The 21,192-nt window shown below is 57.1% G+C and carries 18 protein-coding genes; 8 read left to right on the forward strand and 10 right to left on the reverse strand.

Going from position 1 to position 21,192, the window contains the following annotated elements; all coding sequences use genetic code 11:
- Positions 1-86 precede the first annotated feature (86 nt).
- Positions 87-1,067 (reverse strand): mannonate dehydratase, encoded by a 981-nt coding sequence (locus tag EGT36_RS17580; RefSeq protein WP_004444768.1) that lies wholly within the window; start codon positions 1,065-1,067, stop codon positions 87-89.
- Between the two features lie 67 nt (positions 1,068-1,134).
- The gene (locus EGT36_RS17585) at positions 1,135-1,848 is read right to left on the reverse strand and encodes a FadR/GntR family transcriptional regulator (protein ID WP_004444769.1); all 714 of its coding nucleotides are present in this window, start codon (positions 1,846-1,848) and stop codon (positions 1,135-1,137) included.
- A 206-nt stretch (positions 1,849-2,054) separates the two neighbouring features.
- On the opposite strand from EGT36_RS17585, the gene EGT36_RS17590 reads away from it, so the two are divergent.
- Genes EGT36_RS17590 through EGT36_RS17605 form a run of 4 tightly spaced genes read left to right on the forward strand, consistent with a single transcriptional unit; the run spans position 2,055 to position 5,545 of the window.
- The gene (locus EGT36_RS17590; RefSeq protein WP_125270715.1) at positions 2,055-3,083 is read left to right on the forward strand and encodes an ABC transporter permease; all 1,029 of its coding nucleotides are present in this window, start codon (positions 2,055-2,057) and stop codon (positions 3,081-3,083) included.
- On the forward strand, positions 3,080-3,979 hold the full coding sequence (locus tag EGT36_RS17595; RefSeq protein ID WP_045533899.1) for an ABC transporter permease: 900 nt from the start codon (positions 3,080-3,082) through the stop codon (positions 3,977-3,979). The genes EGT36_RS17590 and EGT36_RS17595 overlap by 4 nt, the downstream gene beginning before the upstream one ends.
- Positions 3,966-4,811: an ABC transporter ATP-binding protein gene (locus tag EGT36_RS17600; protein ID WP_107341516.1), complete on the forward strand. Its 846-nt coding sequence runs from the start codon at positions 3,966-3,968 to the stop codon at positions 4,809-4,811. The genes EGT36_RS17595 and EGT36_RS17600 overlap by 14 nt, the downstream gene beginning before the upstream one ends.
- Complete coding sequence (locus tag EGT36_RS17605; RefSeq protein ID WP_034498002.1) at positions 4,808-5,545, forward strand: ABC transporter ATP-binding protein; 738 nt, start codon at positions 4,808-4,810, stop codon at positions 5,543-5,545. The genes EGT36_RS17600 and EGT36_RS17605 overlap by 4 nt, the downstream gene beginning before the upstream one ends.
- Positions 5,546-5,604: 59 nt before the next feature.
- On the opposite strand, the gene EGT36_RS17610 is transcribed toward EGT36_RS17605, so the two are convergent.
- From EGT36_RS17610 to EGT36_RS17640, 7 genes are all read right to left on the reverse strand, one after another.
- The gene (locus EGT36_RS17610; RefSeq protein ID WP_125270716.1) at positions 5,605-6,657 is read right to left on the reverse strand and encodes an ABC transporter ATP-binding protein; all 1,053 of its coding nucleotides are present in this window, start codon (positions 6,655-6,657) and stop codon (positions 5,605-5,607) included.
- Positions 6,658-6,674: 17 nt separating this feature from the next.
- The gene (locus tag EGT36_RS17615; RefSeq protein ID WP_125270717.1) at positions 6,675-7,517 is read right to left on the reverse strand and encodes a carbohydrate ABC transporter permease; all 843 of its coding nucleotides are present in this window, start codon (positions 7,515-7,517) and stop codon (positions 6,675-6,677) included.
- Positions 7,507-8,439: a carbohydrate ABC transporter permease gene (locus EGT36_RS17620; RefSeq protein ID WP_125270718.1), complete on the reverse strand. Its 933-nt coding sequence runs from the start codon at positions 8,437-8,439 to the stop codon at positions 7,507-7,509. The genes EGT36_RS17615 and EGT36_RS17620 overlap by 11 nt, the downstream gene beginning before the upstream one ends.
- Before the next feature lie 10 nt (positions 8,440-8,449).
- Positions 8,450-9,721 carry an ABC transporter substrate-binding protein gene (locus tag EGT36_RS17625; protein ID WP_125270719.1) on the reverse strand — a complete coding sequence of 424 codons (1,272 nt, stop codon included), beginning with the start codon at positions 9,719-9,721 and terminating at the stop codon, positions 8,450-8,452.
- A gap of 49 nt (positions 9,722-9,770) precedes the next feature.
- The gene (locus EGT36_RS17630) at positions 9,771-11,372 is read right to left on the reverse strand and encodes an FAD-dependent oxidoreductase (RefSeq protein WP_125271408.1); all 1,602 of its coding nucleotides are present in this window, start codon (positions 11,370-11,372) and stop codon (positions 9,771-9,773) included.
- 5 nt (positions 11,373-11,377) lie between these two features.
- A complete protein-coding gene (locus tag EGT36_RS17635; RefSeq protein WP_125270720.1) occupies positions 11,378-12,448 on the reverse strand; it encodes a LacI family DNA-binding transcriptional regulator in 1,071 nt (356 codons plus the stop codon).
- A 198-nt stretch (positions 12,449-12,646) separates the two neighbouring features.
- A complete protein-coding gene (locus tag EGT36_RS17640) occupies positions 12,647-13,384 on the reverse strand; it encodes a carboxylesterase family protein (RefSeq protein ID WP_004444787.1) in 738 nt (245 codons plus the stop codon).
- A gap of 411 nt (positions 13,385-13,795) precedes the next feature.
- Here EGT36_RS17640 and EGT36_RS17645 point away from each other — a divergent pair, with 411 nt between their 5' ends.
- Positions 13,796-15,862 (forward strand): ATP-dependent helicase, encoded by a 2,067-nt coding sequence (locus EGT36_RS17645; protein WP_125270721.1) that lies wholly within the window; start codon positions 13,796-13,798, stop codon positions 15,860-15,862.
- An 827-nt stretch (positions 15,863-16,689) separates the two neighbouring features.
- On the opposite strand, the gene EGT36_RS17655 is transcribed toward EGT36_RS17645, so the two are convergent.
- Positions 16,690-17,796, reverse strand: a complete 1,107-nt coding sequence (locus EGT36_RS17655; protein WP_172965662.1) for an acyltransferase family protein — start codon at positions 17,794-17,796, stop codon at positions 16,690-16,692.
- A 252-nt stretch (positions 17,797-18,048) separates the two neighbouring features.
- On the opposite strand from EGT36_RS17655, the gene EGT36_RS17660 reads away from it, so the two are divergent.
- The 3 genes from EGT36_RS17660 to EGT36_RS17670 all read left to right on the forward strand — a co-directional run bounded on the left by EGT36_RS17660 (position 18,049) and on the right by EGT36_RS17670 (position 21,095).
- Positions 18,049-18,720, forward strand: coding sequence for an acetyltransferase (locus EGT36_RS17660; protein WP_125270723.1), 672 nt, complete (start codon positions 18,049-18,051; stop codon positions 18,718-18,720).
- 189 nt (positions 18,721-18,909) lie between these two features.
- Positions 18,910-19,983 (forward strand): GDP-mannose 4,6-dehydratase, encoded by a 1,074-nt coding sequence (gene gmd, locus EGT36_RS17665; protein WP_112637202.1) that lies wholly within the window; start codon positions 18,910-18,912, stop codon positions 19,981-19,983.
- A gap of 23 nt (positions 19,984-20,006) precedes the next feature.
- Positions 20,007-21,095, forward strand: coding sequence for a DegT/DnrJ/EryC1/StrS family aminotransferase (locus EGT36_RS17670; RefSeq protein WP_125271409.1), 1,089 nt, complete (start codon positions 20,007-20,009; stop codon positions 21,093-21,095).
- Positions 21,096-21,192: the final 97 nt, after the last annotated feature.

Genomic DNA, 21,192 nt, shown 5'->3' on the forward strand with positions numbered 1-21,192 from the left:
TTTTTTTCATACCTGCTCCTCCTACAGATCGGTAATTGATGTTCGGGAAAAGCCGCGACGCAGCGGGGCGTCGCGGGCCAAAACGGTCAAAGATGTTTGTTATCAAGTGCTTCGATCAAGGCTGCGATGTAGCCGTAGCAGAAGGCGAAAGCGACGCCGACGGGATCGCGTCCGGCGATCGTCGGCACATGGTCCGGCATGATCATGTAGCGATAACCGAGTTCGTGATAGAGTTTCAGCGAGCGCACCATGTCCATGTCCCCCTCATCGGGGAAAGTCTCCATGAAGGACAATTTCCCGCCGCTGATGTTGCGGAAGTGGACGTTGAAAATCTTGTCGCGGCTGCCGAACCAGCGGATGATGTCGTCGATCTCCTCGCGCGGATCATCAAGCATCTCGCCGATTGACCCCTGGCAGAAATTCAGGCCGTGATAGGGGCTCTCGCGCATCTGCACGAACTTCTTCAGCCCATCGACTGTGCCGAGCACACGGGTGACGCCCCTGTAGCCTGGCGGTGTATAGGGATCATGGGGGTGGCAGGCGAGACGCACCCTGTTGCTTTCAGCAACCGGCACGACGCGTTCGAGGAAGTAGTCGATGCGTTCCCAGTTCTCGTCTTCGGACAGAACGCCGGCGAGGCCCGGTGCGGCATCATGGTCCGCCTTGTCCCAGCGCCATGCCTCGTTGAGCGAACCGCCACGGCCGCGCTCCATCTCCGTGCGCGGAATGCCAATGAGGTTGAGATTGTATTTCGCGGCAGGAATTCCGGCCCTCGCGATGTTTTCGATCATCGCGCAGACGGCATCGATCTGCCGGTCGCGGTCCGGGCCGGCAAGCAGGATATCGGGATATGACGCCTGCTCGATCGGCCGGGACGGCAACGGCAGTTGCACCATATCGAGGACGAGGCCAAAGCTTTCGACCTTGTCACGGTGGCGCTCGAAATCCTCGAAAGTCCAGCTCGCGGGTGCTCCGGGCGGATCCGCGCTGATGTTTTTGACGCCGAGCTGCGCCCAGACCTTGTAATCCTCGTCATCGCGCGCAGCAACCTGGGTGCCGACATACATCGATTCTCTCCTCTCTCCATGCAAGTCATCATATGACATCGCATGAAATAAGATGAGTGTCGAGATGCTATTGCGCCTCCGAGAGCAGCCTGTATCGCCGCTGGCTTGCCAGCATGTGTTCACGCATGGCTTTTCGGGCCGCATCGGGATCCTGCTCGACGATGGCGCGCAGGATTGCCTCGTGCTCGGCCTGGACTTTGCGAAGATAATTCGCGTCGCCGGTTTCAGGCAGCGTTGGGAACTGCCCACGCGGTATCGAGCGTGAACCGAACTGGCGCAATGCCTCCAGATAGAAGCGGTTATTGGTTGCGGTCGCGATGGCCGAATGGAATTCGTAATCCGCATCGACGGTTGATTCGCCAGCGTCGATGGCACGGGCCATTTTCCGGTGCGCCGCCGAGATTGCCGCTTCCTGCTGGGCCGTCCGGCGATAGGCTGCGATCGCCGCCGCCTCCCCTTCCGTTGCCAGGCGGAACTCCAGCATTTCCAGCGTCTCGGCAATGGTGCCAACTTCAGACTGCGTCAGTTTCACGCCGGCCCATTCACTGTCGCTACTGACAAAAACCCCCTTGCCCTGGATAGGGACGACGTAACCGGCAGAACGCAAATCGGCAATCGCTTCGCGGACCACCGTCCGGCTCACGCCATAAGCGCGTTCCAATTGCGGCTCCGTGGGAAGCTGGTCGCCATTTTTCAGTTTTCCACTGCGAATTTCTGCGCTGAGATTATCGATGATCTGTTGCGCCCGCCTCTCCCGCGGCCTCGCTTTGTCGCCAATCATGCCAGTCTTCCCTCTTGCAGAATACGAATCCCTTCGTTACTCATATGATGACGTGGCGGCACGTCATATGTTTTCATGTTAACTCAGGGAGGGGTTGGGATGAAGTACCATCAAGAGTTTTTACAAAAGAGAATTGCGCGTCTGCGGCGAGCAGCGGGCAAAGGGCCGGCCCCTGACGGATTTCTCTCAAGGAAGCGCGGCCAGCAATGACGGAGATTTCACTGCGCGGGCTTGGGCATCGTTTTCTGCAACTGATCGTCAGCCTCTTCATCCTGCTCTGCATCACCTTCATCACAGGCCGTGTGATGCCGACCGATCCGGTCGGAGCAATCGTCGGCGAGCTTGCCGATCCAAAAGCCTATGAGGCCATGAGGGCGCGGCTTGGCCTTGATCTGCCACTTTATCAGCAGTTCTTCATTTACTTGCGTGGCCTGCTGCATGGGGATTTCGGCATCGCGATCCTGACGGGCAATCCCGTGACGCGCGATCTGGCGCAGGCCTTCCCCGCAACCTTCGAACTCGCGACCCTGGCGATCATCATCTCGACGATCATCGGCGTTCCCCTCGGTCTTGCAGCAGCCCTGTTTCGCGATACGTTCATCGACAAGTTCGCGCGCGTCTTTGCGCTGGTTGGACATTCGATACCTGTTTTCTGGTTCGGCATTGTCGGGCTCGTCATTTTTTATGCCAGTCTCAATCTTGTCGGAGGGCCCGGCCGGGTGGACGTGTTCTACGAGGGTCTTGTGGAACCCAGAACCGGCCTGATGCTGGTCGACAGCCTGCTTGCGGGCGAGACGGAAATCTTCTGGAACGCGCTCGGACACATCATCCTGCCGGCCGTAATCCTTGCCTATATGGCCATGGCCTATATCACCCGCATGACGAGGGCCTTCACCCTCGAACAGCTGAGCCAGGACTACGTCGTCGCGGCGCGGGCAAAAGGTGTCAGTCCCGCACGCACCATAACACGCCATGTACTGCCCAACATCGCCGTGCAGCTCATCACCGTTCTGGCAATTTCCTACGGCAATCTGCTGGAAGGCGCCGTGGTGACCGAGATCGTCTTTTCCTGGCCGGGAATCGGCCAATATATGACCAATGCGCTGCTCATCGGCGACATGAATGCAATCCTCGCCGCCACGATCGTCATCGGCTTCATATTCATGTTGCTCAACTTCCTCGCCGATCTGGCCTACACCACGCTTGATCCCCGTACACGGGAGGCCGCACGATGACCGATATCGCGCAAAACAATACCGTCGATCGCCCCGGCGCCCTGTCGCGCCTGTCGACCACAACCGTGCGGACACTTAGGAAGCTCGCAGACGAGCCACTTGGGATGTTCGGCTTCGCCATTCTGGCGGTTCTGGTTCTGGTCGCCATTTTCGCTCCGCTCATTGCGCCTTACGATCCTGCCCGCCAGGCGCTCGAAAACGCGCTTCAGCCGCCAAGCTGGGCGCATCTGGCCGGAACCGACGAATTTGGCCGCGATATTTTCAGCCGGCTCGTTTACGGCACCCGCATCACCATCCAGACCGTCCTGTCGGTCTCGGTCATCGTCGGTCCGATCGGCCTTGCGATTGGCGTCATGGCGGGTTTCTTCGGCGGGCGCACCGATGCCATCTTAATGCGCGCGACCGATATCGTCCTCTCGTTCCCCTCGCTCGTGCTCGCACTTGCCTTTGCGGCAGCGATGGGAGCCGGTCTCGGAACAGCGATCATCGCGATCTCGCTGACGGCGTGGCCACCGATTGCGCGTCTCGCCCGCGCGGAAGCACTGGTGGTGCGAAACACCGATTATGTGGCCGCCGCCCGCCTCTACGGTGCCTCGCCGCTGCGCATCCTGTTTCTCTATATCGCGCCGATGTGCATTCCCTCGGTCATCGTTCGCCTCACGCTGAACATGGCGGGCATCATCCTGACGGCTGCTTCGCTCGGTTTTCTCGGCCTCGGGGCGCAGCCGCCGCTGCCTGAATGGGGTGCGATGATCTCCAGCGGCCGCAAATTCATGCTCGATTACTGGTGGGTCGCCGTCATGCCCGGCATCGCCATCCTGCTGACGAGCCTTGCCTTCAACATCGCCGGCGATACGCTGCGCGACCTTCTGGATCCGCGTCATGCCCGTTCCTGACAGCACTCCCATACTCTCGGTACGCGACCTCAATGTCCGTTTTGGGCGCAATGCCATTTCCGCCGTTTCCAACGTCAATTTCGATGTCGGCCGCGAAAGGGTCGGTATCGTCGGTGAGTCCGGTTCCGGCAAATCCACCACCGGCCGCGCCGCCATGCGCCTTTTGCCGAAGAGCGCGACCGTGACGGCGGAGAAAATGGATTTTCTCGGCGAACCGCTGCTCACAAAAACCGAACGGCAGATGGGCGCGATCCGCGGCAGCGAGATGGCGCTGATCATGCAGGACCCGCGCTATTCGCTGAACCCGGTGCTGCCCATCGGCAAACAGGTGGCGGAAGCCGCCGAACTGCATCTGGCGCTTACCGGCCAGGCGGCAAGGGCTGCTGCGCGCGACATGCTGCTGCGCGTACGTATCAACGATCCCGACCGCGTCATGGCGCTTTATCCACACCAGATATCGGGTGGCATGGGGCAACGGGTGATGATCGCCATGATGCTGCTCGCCAAGCCGAAGCTTGTCATCGCCGACGAACCGACCTCGGCCCTCGATGTCAGCGTGCGCAAGGATGTACTTCTGCTTCTGGACGAGATGGTGCGCGAGAACAATTCCGGCCTGATCCTCATCAGCCACGACATCCGCATGGTGGCGGCCTTCTGCGAACGCGTGCTGGTCATGTATGGCGGGCGCGTGGTGGAAACGCTGACGAAGCTTGAAGATGCGCGGCATCCCTATACGCGCGGCCTGATCGCGGCCATGCCCGATCCCCGCAATCCGGTCAGGCGTCTCAAGGTGCTGGATCGTCAGGCAATCGATGCGGAGGTGATGCGATGATCACGGTAGACAAGCTCGACGTCGTCTACGGCGCCAAGGAAAAACGTAACCACGTCGTACGCGGCGTCAGCCTTACGGTCAACAAAGGCGAAACCCTCGGGATCGTCGGCGAAAGCGGCTGCGGCAAATCGACCTTGCTGCGCTCGCTGGCAGGTCTGGAGGGTGGCTGGACCGGCTCGATAAGCTTTAATGGAAAACCGGTCGGCAAGACCCGCAGCCGCGACGAACTGAAACTGGCCCAGATGGTGTTTCAGGATCCCTACGGTTCACTGCATCCTCGCCACCGCATCGGTCGGGCTCTGGCCGAGCCCATCCGCGCCATGGGGCTTGGCGACGGCTGGTCGAAGGTTCCCGCCGCCCTGCAACAGGTTGGCCTGCCCGCGCATTTTGCCGAGCGGTTCCCGCATGAACTTTCCGGCGGTCAGCGCCAGCGCGTGGCAATCGCCCGCGCGCTTATCCTCGAACCACCGATCCTGCTGCTCGACGAGCCGACATCCGCGCTCGACGTTTCCATCCAGGCCGAAATCCTCAACCTTCTTGCCGACCAGCGCGAAGAACGCGATCTGACCTTTGTTCTCGTCAGTCACGATCTAGCTGTCATCGCCCATATGTGCGACCGCGTGCTGGTGATGCAGAACGGCGTTTTTGTGGATGAGCTAACCAAGGCCGACCTTGAAGCAGGCGTTACCCATGCCGCCTATTCAGGCGAGCTGTTCGAAAGCAGCTTTCTTTGAGATGATCGGTCGCGGAGATGGCTGAAGCGCGGCCGGACCTTTTGGACGCGCGCCGGGGCTCAGTTCAGCCGATTGCCGTTTTCGTCCGAAAACAGATGAATGCCGTCCAAAGCCGGGGATATCCTTATCTCCTCGCCGACCGCCTGGCCTATGCGTTCGCGAAAAACGCCGAGCACCCGCGAACCACCCAGTGTCATGGTGACCTGCGTTTCCGATCCCAGCGGTTCGACGAGCAGGATCTCGGCCGGTACGCCCGAGGGATCAAGGGCGAGGTGCTCGGGCCGGATGCCATAAGTCGCCCCGTTTCCCGCAAGAGCGGCGGCAGCTGCCGGCAATGGCAAGACCACACCGCCGGTTTCAAAACCGGCTTGCGATATCACGCCGGGCAGAAAATTCATGGAAGGTGAGCCTATGAAGCCGGCAACGAACTGGTTTGCCGGACGGTCGTAAAGTTCGAGCGGCGTGCCGACCTGCTCGACACGGCCGCCGTTCAGCACAACGACCCTGTCAGCCATCGTCATCGCCTCCACCTGGTCATGCGTCACATAGATCGTGGTGGTCCTGAGTTTCTGATGCAAAGCCTTGATCTCGCCACGCATCACGACGCGCAGTTTGGCATCAAGGTTTGAGAGGGGTTCGTCGAACAGGAACACCTGCGGATTGCGAACGATTGCGCGACCCATTGCAACACGCTGGCGCTGACCGCCGGAGAGCTGGCGGGGATAACGGTCGAGCAATGCGGTAAGGCCGAGGATCTTCGCGGCCCAGTTCACCTTCTCGGCAATTTCCTGTTTGCTTGAGCCGCGATGCTCCAGCGAAAAGCCCATATTGGTTGCGACCGTCATATGCGGATAAAGTGCGTATGACTGGAATACCATGGCGATGTCGCGGTCCTTGGGATCGAGATCGTTGACGATCCGCTCGCCGATCTTGAGTTCGCCACCCGTGATCGTTTCGAGACCGGCGACCATCCGCAGCAGGGTCGACTTGCCGCAGCCGGAGGGTCCGACGAGGACGACAAATTCGCCATCCCTGATATCGAGATCGACGCCGTGAATGGTTTTTACCGCGCCATAGCTTTTGCGGATGTCGGACAGGGTTACATTAGCCATCGATTAAATCCGGTTCTTCAGCCCTTGAGGCCGGTATGGGCGAGGCCTTCGACGAACTGCTTCTGGGCAATCACGAAGACGATGAGCACGGGCAGCGCCGTCAGCGTCGCTGCGGCAAGCTGGATATTCCACATCGGTCCGCCATAGGCGTCGGTATATTGGGTCAGCGCCTGCGGCAGCGTGAACATCTCTGCGCTGGAGAGAAAGACGATAGGCTCAAGGAACAGGTTCCAGGAGTGCAGGAAGGTGAAGATCGCAACCGAGGCCAGCGCCGGTTTTGCCAGCGGCAGCGCGATCCTGCGGAATATCTTGAAGCGCCCGAGACCATCGACACGCGCCGCCTCTTCGAGCTCGGCGGGCAGCGTCACGAAGAACTGCCGCATGACGAAAGTGGCAAAAACACTGGGCGCACCGAAGATCGGCACAAGAATGAGCGGCCAGTGTGTGTTGACCATGCCCGCCTTCAGAAACATCTGAAACAGCGGCACGATCGTGACTTCCGACGGAATGAGCAGGCCAAGCAGCACGACCATGAAAATGAGATTTGCGCCCGGAAACCGGATCCGCGCAAAAGCATAGCCTGCCATGGACGATATGATCATCGTTCCTGCCGTCACCACAGCGGCAATATAGGCGGAGTTCCAGTATTGCCGCACGAAAGGCTGCAACTCGAAGACCTTGGAATAGCTCGTCCAGTCCTGGTTTTGCGGCAAGAATTGCGGCGGGAAGGCGAAGATATCGCTGATCGGCTTGATCGATGACGTCACCATCCACCATGTCGGAAAGACGAACGGGATCAGGAGCACGCACAACACCCCGTAAAGAGCGACCTGCATGCGGGGGGAAAGGTCAGCTTTCATAAAAGACGATCCTCTTGCGCATCTGCCACTGGGCGAAGGTCAGTACGGCGACGATCACAAACAGCAGGATGGACAGCGTCGAGCCGTAGCCAAAGAAATGAAACTGGAAGGCCTGCTGATAGAGGTAATAGACCAGCACCGTGGTCGAGAGACCCGGCCCCCCCTGGGTCAGAACGGCAATCTGCGCAAATACCTGCAGCGATCCGACAATGGTTATGATCGAGGTCAACAGGATCGTCGGGCTGATCAGCGGCAGGGTAATGCGACGAAACTGCTTGAAGGCGGGCGCGCCATCGATGCGGGCCGCCTCGTAGAGTTCTTTCGGCACACCCTGAAGTGCCGCCAGAAACAGGATCATGTTAAGCCCGACATTCTTGAAGACCTGCACGACGATGACTGAAATCATCGCGGTCGTTTCCTCGCGCAGCCAGTTGGGGCCTTCGATGCCGGCCATCAGCAACATGCCGTTGATGCCGCCATTTTTCTGCAACAGGAACCCCCAGACGATCGTCCAAGCAACCAGCGAGACGACGACCGGCGAGAAGAACAGCGTCCTGAATATCGCGATGCCAGCCAGTTTCTGGTTCAGTAATACGGCCAGAAGCAGCGCCAGTGAAAGGTTGAACACGACGAGCCCGGCCGAAAAAATCGCCGTCGCGCCAAGGACTTCGCGAAGATTGCTGTCCTCGACCAACATCCGGTAGTTCTGCGCACCCGTATAGGTGAAGGTGTTGGCGAGCACATTCCATTCATGCAGCGAATACCAGAACACCAGCCCGAGCGGGATCAGAACGAAGATGACGATGCCGATCAGCTGCGGGGCGATGAACAGGAATCCCGCAAGGCTGTCGCGCCGCGCGATGGTCCAGAACGCCGGGGCCGGACGATCCTGAGTACGGGCAATATCCTGCGCGACAGCCATGGTTTTCTCCTCAGCGCTTCAAGAGCGGCCCGATCTGGCCGCAGATTTTTTGAAGCGCGCCGGCCACATCGGCCTGCGGCCGCCAGACGGCGTCGAGGTTCGAACGCACGATCTGCTGGATCTGGGCAAACCCGGTATGGCCGGGCATGACCTTGCCGGTCGAGATGCCGGAGATGACAACCTTTTCGATCTGCTCCTCGCTGAGCAGCGGGTTCGTCTTTTTCAGCACCTGCGCATTTAGCAAAGACTTGCGCGCTGAAGGGAAGAACTGGCTGAGTTTGGCGGAATTTTCCGGATTGGTCATATAAGCCACGAATTGCGCCGCGGTCTCGGCATTCTTGCCTGATTGCATGACGCCGATACCCGCCTGGCCGATCAGCGCATAATCGCCCGCAGGGCCCTTCGGAAGAGGCACGAGGTCCCAGCCAAATGGCTTTTCCTTCGGCAGAAGCGAGGCACGGCTGATCTGCGTAATCGTCATCGCCGCATTGCCAGCGAAGAAATCGACCGTCTCGCCGGGGCCCGGAATGGCCTTCTTGTCGAAGATGGCGTCGTGGATGAACGAAATGGCGTCCGCCATCGGCTTTTCCGCCATGGTGCAGGTGGCGCCGTCAGCACTCCAGGGTGAAGCCCCCCAGCCATTCCAGACGGAAGTGAGATATTGCCAGCTCTGGTAATTGAAATCGCGGACGACAAGCCCGCCCTTTCCGGTCTTGGCGACAGCCGACGCGGTTGCGATGGCGTCGTCCCACGTCCATTCGCCGGCAGCGATCATGTCGGCAGGGGTTTTGGCACCGGCAGCCTTGATGAGATCGTTATTGACGAAGACGGCGAAGGGCGAGGTCGAAAACGGATAGGCGTAAAGCGTACCGTCCTGCGACCAGCGTTCCGTGGCGCCGGCACCCACCTCCTCAAGATTATATCCCGGCGCAGCCTTCAGTGTGTCCGTCAGCGGGTAGAGCGCCCCGGACTTGACGAAATCATAAGCCGACGTCTCGAAAATCCAGGCCATGTCAGGTGCGTTGCCGCCCGCGATCTGTGTGGTGAGTGCAGTCGTGTAGGTATCGAAAGGCAGCGACTCATAAGTCACGCTGACATTTGGATGATCCTTCTTGAAACCGGCTGCGATCTCGTTGAAGAGCTTGAGATGCGCCTCGTTGGCGCTCCAGATCGTCATGCGCAAATTAACCGCATCCTGCGCAACCGCTCCGCCCGCAAGCGCAAGCGAGCCGACCAGGGCAAGCGCACGGGCCGTGGATTTCAGTTTAAAATGATTGTTCATTCCCGGTCCTCCTCCAAAGATGGGTTCGATCAGACGGCAAACCGCCGTCCTAATAGGCCGCGATATCAGGCCAGCGTATTTCGATGCCCTCACGGGTCAGCTGCGTCTGGAAGGCTTCCAGGCGGTCATCGTCTTCCTGCACCTGATGTGGCGTGAGGCCATTTTCCAGGCAGTGCGCCGCAAGCATCCCGGCCACTTCGCCGATGTTCCATTCGACCGGATGCAGGCGGTAGCAACCATTGGTAATATGCGTCGTGCCGATGTTCTTGCCGGCCGGGATCAGGTTTCTCACCCGCTGCGGGATCAGCGCACCGAGCGGAATTTCAAACGGACAGGATGGCACGTCGATATAGTTGTCGCCGCCGGTGGATGGATGCAGGTCGATGCGGTACATGCCGATACCGATGCTGTCGCGATAGCGGACTGCGCCTCTTTCGCCGCGAACCGTATAGGAAAGATCCTGCTCGACAATGCGCGTTACCGGCTTGATACGGCGGCTTTCGCGAATGTAGGGAGCCATGGCAAGCCCATGGTCGGTGCCGGTGATATCGCCACGCAGCCGAAGCCCGCGGAACCCCTGCCCGCCATCAAGGCGCGGCGCTTCCGTCTGCAGCCAGTAAAAGACCGAATAGGAAAGATCTGCCGCCGCCTTCAGGTGGCGCGCCTTTTCTTCCTCTGTCACATCGATGATCGTGCCATCCATGTAATCGATCATCGGCCAATTCACGAGGCAGATATCCGATTGGTAAAAGCCGGGCGCAAAGTTTTTCCGTGCCGCGATGCGCCGGAAAATCCAGAGATTCTCATCACCGCCGCCCTTGCGCTGGTCGGCATCGACCAGCAGCGGATTATCATCGGGATTTGGCGTGAAGGAGCGGGTGGTATGCTCCAGCGTGCGCGGATGCGGCGCAGTGAAGCCGAGGAGCGGCCCGCCCCAGAAATGCGGCTGGTAAGAGCGCCAATAGTCGTAGTTCTCAGGCTTGTCGATCGTCTGGTCGCCATCGACATGGTCAATGGCAAAGCAGATTGAGACAGCCTGCACATTGTCCGGTTGAGCGTGCTCTGGCGCGCTCGGTTCCCCCGTGTCCGACTGCGCCTCAAAACCCTTGGCATATTCCGTGCCGGTCATCGGCAGCAGATCGCCAAGTTCGGTGGCGTCGAGTACGTAATCGGCCGATATGACGATTTCAGCGCCGCTGTCGCGATGGCGGAGGGTCACGGAGCGAACCCGGTCGCCGTCCACATCGGCCGCGACGGGACGCCAGGGCTTGAGTATCGTCAGGCGACCTGCGCCAATATAGGGCATCAGCATGCTTTCCATGACCGCGAGGCTGACACGCGGCTCGGCGCAGATGCGGCTCACCCATCCGCCGCCCGGATTAAGATCGCCCCACGCGCGCGCGCCTTCCGTCAGCGGATAATGGTCTCGATAATACTGCCGCACACCGTTACGCAGCGCCCGGTAGGAACGGGTGATGCCGAATTGTTCGACCCATGTATGCTCGTCCGAGGGAACGGCCTGACTGGTCAATTGGCCGCCGATCCAGTCGAATTCTTCGGTCATGATCACGCGTTTGCCCGCTCGTGCGGCCGCCAGTGCCGCCGCTACGCCGCCAAGGCCGCCACCGACCACGAGAATATCTGCTTTCATGTCTTTCACGACGTCACATCCGTTTTGTTGACTGAGGACTTGTTTGCCGAGCCGGTCGGGGCCCGCCCCAACGTCTCTCCCTTGACGGGTTCACATTTGAGAAGGATCTGCCCACCGGCGCTGCCGGTCTCGATGCGGTTGACCAGCATGGCGGTTGCCTGCCGCCCCATCTCCTCGCGCGGAATTTCATAGGAGGTGAAGCGCACGGGGCTGCGAGCGGCCCTGATATGGCTGCCAAGCACGATCATCGAAAATGCGTCCGGCACGACAAGCCCCCTCGCCCGCGCCAGCGCTTCCACGCGCACGGCATCGGCCAATTCTATGAAGAAGGCGACTGTTGCCCCGCTCTCAATGATGGCATCGAGTATTTTCTCGGCCGGCCGGTTGACCGCCTTGATATGCAGGGCAATCGTGGCCGCATCTGCGAGCGCCGCGCTGAAACCTTGCCAGCGATCGGCAATCGATTCTGCCGGACCATGCGGGCCGATATAGGCAAGCTTGGTGTGTCCCAGCGCGATGGCGTCTTCGACGAGCTGACGCGTTCCCGCGGCGTAGTCACCGCCGACATAGGGAACCGGACCACCGGCATCTTCACGCCGGCCGATCGCGACGAAGGGATAGTCTTCCGAAACCAGCCGGGCGAGTTCCTTGCGATCGAACTCGCGGCCGAGAACCAGACAGCCGTCCGCAATCCGAAGCCTGTTGCCTTCCGAGAAAATCTTGCGGTTATCGCCGACGCCGGCGCTCGTCAGCAGCAGAAGATCATAAGCCTGCTGCTGCGCCTCTTCTTCGATACCCAGCAGGAAGGGCGTGAAGAAGTCAGCCTGGGCGCTCGGGAATGCTGGCTCATAGGTGAAAACGCCGAGGATCCGGTTCAGCCCCTTGGCCATGCGCCGCGCAATCGGATCGGCAACATAACCAGTCTGGCGAATGACGGCCTGCACCCTTTCCCGGGTTTCGTCCGGGATGCGCGCGACCGCTGCCGGCGCGCCGTTCAGAACAAGCGACACCGTTGCCTGGCTGACACCGGCAAGCTTGGCGATATCGTTCTGCGTGAGACGTCTGTGACTGGACACGCCATGCCCTCCTCCGGCATTCGCTCCCTGCTAATACGCATTAGCAGCTAATGCGTATTAGCACCATCTCCGCGTAGGGAGTCAAGCGATAAAGTGCATTCGCTGAAAGGGTCGCATATTATCGCAAGCCTGCGCTGCAATGGCAAAACGCGGCAGAAACGGCAATATCAGCTGTAAAAAACAGCGGTCGGCCCGGATTTACGGATTCGAGGGTGCTTTTTCGCCCGCAAGCTTCTGCTCAAGCAACCAAGTCCACATCGCCTCGTCGTTCAGCACTTTTCCCTCGACCGCCTGATGGTCAGTGTCCTCAAGCACGGTGAGCCGAACATTGCGCTTCAGCTCCTTAAGACGTTGCACGAGCACCACTGTATCGGACAGCGGGATCACCTCGTCATCTGCGCCATGAAAGGCCCAGAAAGCCGCCTTCTCGTTCGTTCGATTGAGGTAGTGCCGAATGCCGCCGCCGGCAATCGGAACCACCGCGGCGAAAGTTTGAGGAAACTGTTCTGCCATGGACCATGCGCCGAACCCTCCCCGGCTATAGCCGATCAGATAGATGCGCTCCCGGTCGACCCGATGGTTGGCCACCATCGCCTCAAGAACGCTTGCGACACGCTCGATCGGATAAAGTAGTTCCTCACTCGGATTTTGGGGTGAAAACACCAGGAAGGGAAACTCACGTCCCTCCTCTATCATTTTCGGCAAGCCGCTCGACCGCAACTTTTCGACGTCGCTGCCGCCCTGATCGCCGCCATGCAGCCAGACGACAAGAGGATAGGTCTTGTTCGAGCCGGCGTAATCCTTGGGCGAGTAAATCAGGTAGTTGATGTCAGAAGCGATGGTGACATCGGATTTCATCGCTTTCTGCTCGGCCTGAGCAAATGTCGAGGCAGCGATTGCGGCCAGAGCGATCAGGCAGAATTTAAGTCGTCTCATGATTTTTTCCTCCCAGTGAATAAGCCTCTTCGGGGTAATGACCGTTAAATCCGATCGGGTTAAACGCTCCCGGAAAAAGCAGGAAAAGCGCCTCGGAAAACATGAAATATCTCATCATTTCAGACCAATGAGACAACTGCCTCATCCGATTTCCGGCGATGCGACGACAGCATATCCGCTTCCGCTCCTGAGGCAACATTCGCGGAAGAGACTTCGGAAATCGAGCTGTCAGGTGATGGCGCCAACCGGACTTGCGCAGCAAGGCTTTTGCGTTCAGCATTTGTTCTGGCTTGCTGTTTGAGTCTTTGCTAATCATTGCGGCACGAAGGCGACATGGCGGCGCAGGCTCAGTCGCCCGCCGTTTTCGGGCAGGCAACTTCGCCTGGGGCAAATATCGAGGATTAGTGCAGGATGGCGGTTGCCTATCTGGAAAAACTGAACGAGCAGCAGCGCAAGGCCGTGGAACATGGTGTTGGACTGGTGGATGGACATGTCGCCGGTCCGCTTCTGATCATCGCCGGCGCCGGCTCGGGAAAGACCAATACGCTGGCTCACCGTGTTGCGCATCTAATCGTGAATGGCGCCGATCCCCGCCGCATCCTGCTGATGACATTCTCACGGCGCGCAGCTTCTGAGATGGCGCGCCGTGTCGAACGGATATGCAAGCAGGTCCTCGGGGCAAATTCGGCAATCATGACAGATGCATTGGCCTGGTCCGGCACGTTTCACGGCATTGGTGCACGGCTGTTGCGCATCTACGCTGAGCAGATCGGCCTCAACATCGATTTCACCATCCACGACCGCGAAGACAGCGCCGACCTGATGAATCTTTCCCGGCACGAGCTGGGTTTTTCCAAAACTGAAAGCCGCTTTCCGACAAAGGGCACCTGTCTTGCGATCTATTCGCGTGTCGTGAATTCCCAGACACCACTCAAGGACATCTTGCGCCAGCACTATCCCTGGGTTGCCAACTGGGAAAGCGAACTCAAGGAACTGTTCGCGGCCTATGTCGAGGCCAAACAGATCCAGAACGTGCTCGATTACGACGATCTTCTGCTCTACTGGGCCCAGATGGTCAGCGACCCCGTTCTGGCTGATGATATAGGCAACCGCTTCGACCATGTGATGGTCGATGAATATCAGGATACCAACCGGTTGCAGGCATCGGTGCTGATGGCGCTGAAGCCTGGTGGCCGCGGCTTGACCGTGGTGGGCGACGACGCGCAGTCGATTTATTCTTTCCGCGCAGCGACCGTTCGCAACATCCTCGATTTCCCGGCTTCCTTCAGCCCGGCGGCCGATATCATCACGCTGGATCGCAACTATCGCTCGACGCAGCCGATCCTTGCAGCCGCCAACGGGGTCATCGATCTCGCGCGCGAGCGCTTCACCAAGAACCTCTGGACCGAACGGGTATCGCTCGAGCGCCCAAGGCTCGTAACGGTCAAGGATGAAACCGAGCAGGCGAATTTCATAATCGACCAGATCCTCGCCAATCGCGAGAGCGGCATGACGCTGAAACAGCAGGCCGTGCTGTTCCGCACCTCTAGCCATAGTGGCCCGCTCGAGGTGGAACTGACCCGCCGCAACATCCCCTTCGTCAAATTCGGCGGCCTGAAATTCCTGGACACCGCCCATGTGAAGGACATGCTGGCCGTGCTGCGTTTCGCACAGAACCCGCGCGACCGCGTCGCCGGTTTCCGGCTGCTGCAGATGCTGCCAGGCATCGGACCGAAGAAGGCTGGCAACATTCTCGATGCGATTGCGACAGACCCCGAGCCGCTACTTGCCCTCGCCGAAATTCCGCCGCCGCCGAAGACCGGCGATGACTGGGCAGCCTTTACACAAATGCTTGTGGGCCTGCGGCAGGCGCCGAATGACTGGCCGGGCCAGATCGGGCAGGCTCGGCTGTGGTACGAACCGCATCTCGAACGCCTGCATGAGGATGCGGACACCCGCAAGGCCGATCTGCTGCAGCTCGAGCAGATCGCCGGCGGCTACCCATCGCGCGAGCGCTTTCTGACTGAACTGACGCTCGATCCGCCGGACGCCACCAGCGATCAGGCCGGCGTCCCGCTGCTCGACGAGGATTATCTCAGCCTCTCCACCATCCATTCCGCCAAAGGCCAGGAATGGCGCTCCGTCTTCATCCTGAACGTGGTCGATGGCTGCATCCCCTCCGACCTCGGCGTCGGCACCACCCAGGAACTGGAGGAGGAACGCCGGCTCCTCTATGTCGCCATGACCCGCGCCAAGGACAGCCTGTCGCTGATCACGCCGCAACGCTTCTTCACAGGCGGGCAGAGTCAGCAGGGTGACCGGCATGTTTACGCCGCCAGAACCCGCTTCATACCGGCGACATTGCTGCAGTTTTTTGAGACGATGACCTGGCCACTGGTTTCGGCCGCCGCTTCGGAACGCAGCGCGCAGCAGATCCGGATCGATGTGGGTGCGCGGATGAGGGCCATGTGGAAGTAAGAAGATAGAAATTCTTTCGCACAGACTTCACCGCAAATTTTTTAGCTCACGCTCGAATATCTGGTTCACCGAGGTGTCAATCTCGCGGTTATCCTCGTAGGAAAGTTTGAGTGAACTACTCGCCACTTAGCGCATTTAATGCGCAATTTTGTTGGATCGCAGTCCGTTGGACTTATTATGGTTGACAGTAAGACGAACGCACGCCTGTTTGCCATTCAAGTCGGCCAGATCATAGCACCTCATCCCAGAATCTGAAGCAGTGATGCGGCGATAGGAAAGTCCCAAAACTGGACTGGGAGCGCGATCTAGTCCGTCAACTTGGAGAAAACGACCAATCCTCGCCTATGAATTCGGGCATTTCATCGCGGGAATATCTAGAATATGCTGAGAATTGGTTGTGTATGCTCCGATCGTTTCCCGAGGCACCGCATGGCGATTGCGGGCAGTACCGATTAACTCATAGAACTTGCCCCAACGAGGAGCAACGCCGCTGTAGCCGCCATTGCCGTCTACCTTAAACCATTCATGATGATTAGCGCCGGCCCAGCGCCAGCGGCAGCAACCACCAAATCTCAAAGTGCCCATGTCTCTTCAAATTTGAAACTGCGCTTCGAAAATCCACCCCACGCCCTGAGAATGCCCGTTGGCTTTTTGTTGTCCTCGACTTTGTAACAACGGAGCGGACCTTGACCGAGGAGGCCTCACCTGAAACCTACGGCTCTGGGGAATTTGAATCGGCCACCAACCCTGACCGAGTTGCAATTTGGCGATGTTTAACATGCACTACGATGCCAACTTGCATCGCCTATGTTACTCGATTTATGAATTTACGGTTTAAACGCCGAAGCCAGTTTTTTTCCCATTCTTTGAAAGGGGCGCTCCACGAATCGGTACGTCAGACTTGATATGACGATCGTAAGTGCTGTCACAATCGCCAGCCAAGCGTAAAGCGAGAAGCGAAATTTGAAATATCCAAGATAATTATCAAGTATGAATAGAATGGAATACATTACAGGACCATGTATTAAGTACACCGAGTAGCTAATTTTCCCTACGAACTCGAGAGCCGTTGCTTTAAATCGAAAGAAATGGACCGAATAGAAAAATATAGCGAATGCGCAAAAGTATGATCCGTACATTCGCGGCACCAAATCTACTTCCGCGTGCGTGCGTGCAAACGCCTCGTGGAAGCCGGCCATTGGAAAACCGATCAGCCACCAGAGTGCTGCCAGCCAGTATGCGACTTCGGCGATGAGCGGGAGTCGGCTATCTTCAAACCTGGCACGGGCTAACGCTCCCCAAAACATCATTCCTAGGAGCATTGGATAGTCCCCGAAAGGTCCTTGAAGGAACTGAATTCGATAACCATACTCTCGATCGAAGAAAGTCGCGATTAAAGCAATGGACAAAATCCCGATGATATTTAGATTTTTTATCCCAACGGTAATCGCCAAAAGAACGCATAAGCCATAAAACACCAACTCAACCGCAAGAGTCCAGTAAGCGCCGTTGACTGGGGAAACGCCGAAAAATTGCGGGAGCATGGTTAGATTTAAGAAAATGGCGCTCCAGTTGGGAAACCTCCCCGCTGTCCATTCCTGTGTTACAAGTGACAGAAAAACACAAAGCCAAAACAGCGGGAAGAGTCTAAAAAATCGCGAAATGAGAAATTTCAGCGTGCCATTTATTCGGTCGCCCACGAAACTGCTTGGTATTACAAAGCCGCTGATCAGAAAAAAAATCGTAACGCCCATACGCCCGAAATCAAATTCGTGCGAGATGTCAGCGATCCATCTACCGCTGTGGCGACCATTCGACGATATTTGTACATATATTTCGGAAATGTGGATAATTAAAACTAATAAGACAGCCACACCGCGAAGCGCGTCGATAAATCGGTATCGCCCAGAATCGCTCCAAGATGCTGTACTCAACCCAAAATCCGTCCTATGTCCGCTCATAAAAACGGGCTAATAGAACACCTCCGACGAGTGCGCAAGGGAGAACGATGACGGTACTATTTTTAGGAGCGATTAGGTCGTAGGCCGACAAAGTTGGCTGCGGCAGCAAAAAACATAGAGTTTCCTCAAAGAAAAATTGTAACGAAGCGTTCCTGCCTTTGCGCTAAGAGTCGCGGGGCATGGGTCCATCTTATGGGACAACACCGGAATTCTCGGGAGGAAGAGATGAATACGCGGCCATTGGTAGGAATTTTTGGCGCAGGAGGACTTGGTAGAGAACTCATGCCACTCGCAAAAACCCAGTGCCGTAGGCAATTCCTACAAGGTTTCGATGTCTGCTTCGTCGAGGTCGACCCCAAACACGACGAAATAAACGGTGCGCGTCTCGTGTTCGAACAGGATTTTTTTCTAAGCGAGAGTGCCGACAAGTATTTCGTTGCAGCAGTTGGTGACCCAACCGTTAGGAAACGGATAGCAGAGAGGTGTATAGATCGGAATGTTACGCCGCTCGAAATTATAACGGAATCGACGAAATTTTCGGAACACAGCTCTATTGGCGCAGGCGCTGTCATCGCTGAATACACGGTCATTACAACAAATACTGTAATTGGGTCATTTTTTTATGCGAATTCCTTTTGTTATGTAGCACATGACTGCAAAATTGGAGATTTCGTAACGTTTGCGGCCGGCGTGAGATGCAACGGAAATGTGGGGATTGGTAACGGCGCGTATATTGGGGCTGGGGCGGTTATACGAGATGGTTCTCCATCAAGCCCACTTACGATTGGTGACGGCGCCATCGTAGGCATGGGTGCCGTCGTGACTAAAAGCGTTCCAGCTTTTGAGACGGTCGTGGGAAATCCCGCGAGACCCATCAGCAAGAAGATAAGGCTTTAACGTGAAAATTCTTACACGCGGTGCAAAGCGCCTCGCCGCTCGGTATTCGCTTGACAATCGAGCCGCACCATAAAATTAGTGGCTCCTCTTTAAAGCCTGAATTCCATGTGAAGGCGTTCGGATGGACAGCCATAAGCTATCTCTAGTGCCTTATGCGGCTCAGTGAATTATACGTTTCCGGGAGCAGTCATGACAAGTCGAAAAAGAGCGCTGATAACTGGCGTTACAGGCCAGGATGGATCCTATCTCGCTGAATTTCTTATCCAAAAAGGGTACGAAGTACACGGCATGCGCCGCCGATCGTCTAGCTTCAATACTGAAAGGATAGACCATCTCTACAGAGATCCACACAACGCCGACGCTCGGTTGATCCTTCACTATGGTGACCTAACAGATTCTTCAGCCGTTGCGCAAATAGTGCAGAAGACTAAGCCAGATGAGATTTACAATTTGGCCGCTCAAAGCCACGTCGCTGTTTCATTCGTGGAGCCCGAGTACACCGCAAATTCCGACGCGCTAGGAACTCTTCGTATCCTTGAAGCAATACGCATTGCAGGGTTGGAGAAAACGACGCGCTTCTACCAAGCGTCTACGTCCGAACTGTATGGCTTGGTTCAAGAGACGCCTCAACGCGAGACAACTCCATTTTATCCCCGCTCACCTTATGCCGTCGCGAAACTTTACGCATATTGGATCACGGTAAATTACAGGGAGGCGTACGGAATATATGCGTGTAATGGCATCCTTTTCAATCACGAGTCCCCGGTCCGCGGCGAGACATTTGTCACAAGAAAAATTACGCGCGCTCTATCACGGATTAAATTTGGCTTGCAGGATCGGCTTTATCTAGGGAACATGGATGCGCTTCGTGATTGGGGCCATGCGCGTGACTATGTTGAAATGCAATGGCTGATGCTGCAGCAGGACCAACCCCGGGACTTTGTTATTGCAACGGGCGAGCAGCACTCCGTAAGAGAATTTGTGAAGCTCTGCGCAAAAATTATGGAGATTGATCTTATATGGCGCGGAGAGGGCCTAGAAGAAAAAGCTTTCGATGCGAAAAACGGCCAGTGCGTGATCGAAGTCGATCCAGCTTATTTTAGACCAGCGGAAGTCGAGACGCTTCTCGGTGACCCCTCGAAAGCGAAAAGCATGCTAGGCTGGTCACCGAAGATCGGCTTCACGGAACTTGTCCATGAAATGGCCAAAGAAGATCTGAGACGCGCGAGAAATGAGGCGTTGCTCAAAAATCACGAAAGCTGACGTCCAGAGAAAAAATGGAAAAGATGATACCGGTTTATAGGCCACGCCTCGCGGGCAATGAAAAGCTCTACGTCAACGAATGCCTTGACTCGACATGGATTTCGTCTCGAGGACAGTTCATCGAGAGATTTGAAGCTGCGTTCGAAGATTACACGGGAGCAGCCCACGCGATCAGCGTCAGCAATGGAACAGTGGCAATCCACCTCGCTCTCGTTGCCCTTGGTATCGGCCCAGGCGACGAAGTAATTGTTCCCTCTCTAACCTATGTTGCTTCTGTGAACTGCATACTGCAGTGCGGCGCGTTACCTGTATACGTCGATTCGTGCGCCGCGACGTGGCAAATCGACGTCGACGACATCGAGTCAAAAATAACGCCGCGCACTAAAGCGATAATGGCAGTTCATCTGTACGGGCTGCCTTGCGACATGGAAACACTCGTTAAAATCTGCCGAAAACACGGTCTTCTACTCATCGAAGATTGCGCTGAGGCTTTTGGAAGTCACTACCGTGAACAACATGTAGGCACATTTGGCGACGCTGCGACATTCAGCTTTTTCGGGAACAAAACGATCACCACCGGCGAGGGTGGTATGGTGGTCATTAAAGATCGAGAGATTGCTGCACGGAGCAGGAGACTAAAAAGCCAAGGGGTTTCACCCACGCGGGAATATTGGCACGACATGCTAGCGTTCAACTACCGGATGACCAACATTTGCGCCGCAATCGGGCTTGCACAACTAGAGCAGGCGGATGAGATCATACGCTGCAAACGCGACGTCGCAGACCGCTATCGCAAGGCTTTACGGGATCTGCCTCTAGATTTTCATGACGAGGTTGCAGGCACGGTCCATTCTTTCTGGATGTGTTCTGTGGCGGTTAGAAATGCCGCAGATCGTGAGCCTATGCGCGAGCACATGGCAAATCTTGGAATTGAAACTCGACCCGTGTTTTATCCATCTCATTTTTTGCCTCATCTTCGCCAAGAACTTTCGTTGCCAAACGCCGAAGATATTTCCAGCCGCGGCCTGAATTTGCCAAGTTTCCCGGACTTAACGCCAGCACAGATTGAAGCTGTTACTGACAGCATGAGGACTTACTTTGATCGTCTATGACATTGGCAATGCGGGATTCGAGATGCAATAAGTTTCCAACGCTGACCAACTCCTGACTCTGCCGGATGGTGCCGCAAAAGGGTGTGGCGGGTGGGAG

This window comes from Agrobacterium sp. FDAARGOS_525, assembly GCF_003938925.1.
GTDB lineage: Bacteria > Pseudomonadota > Alphaproteobacteria > Rhizobiales > Rhizobiaceae > Agrobacterium > Agrobacterium pusense.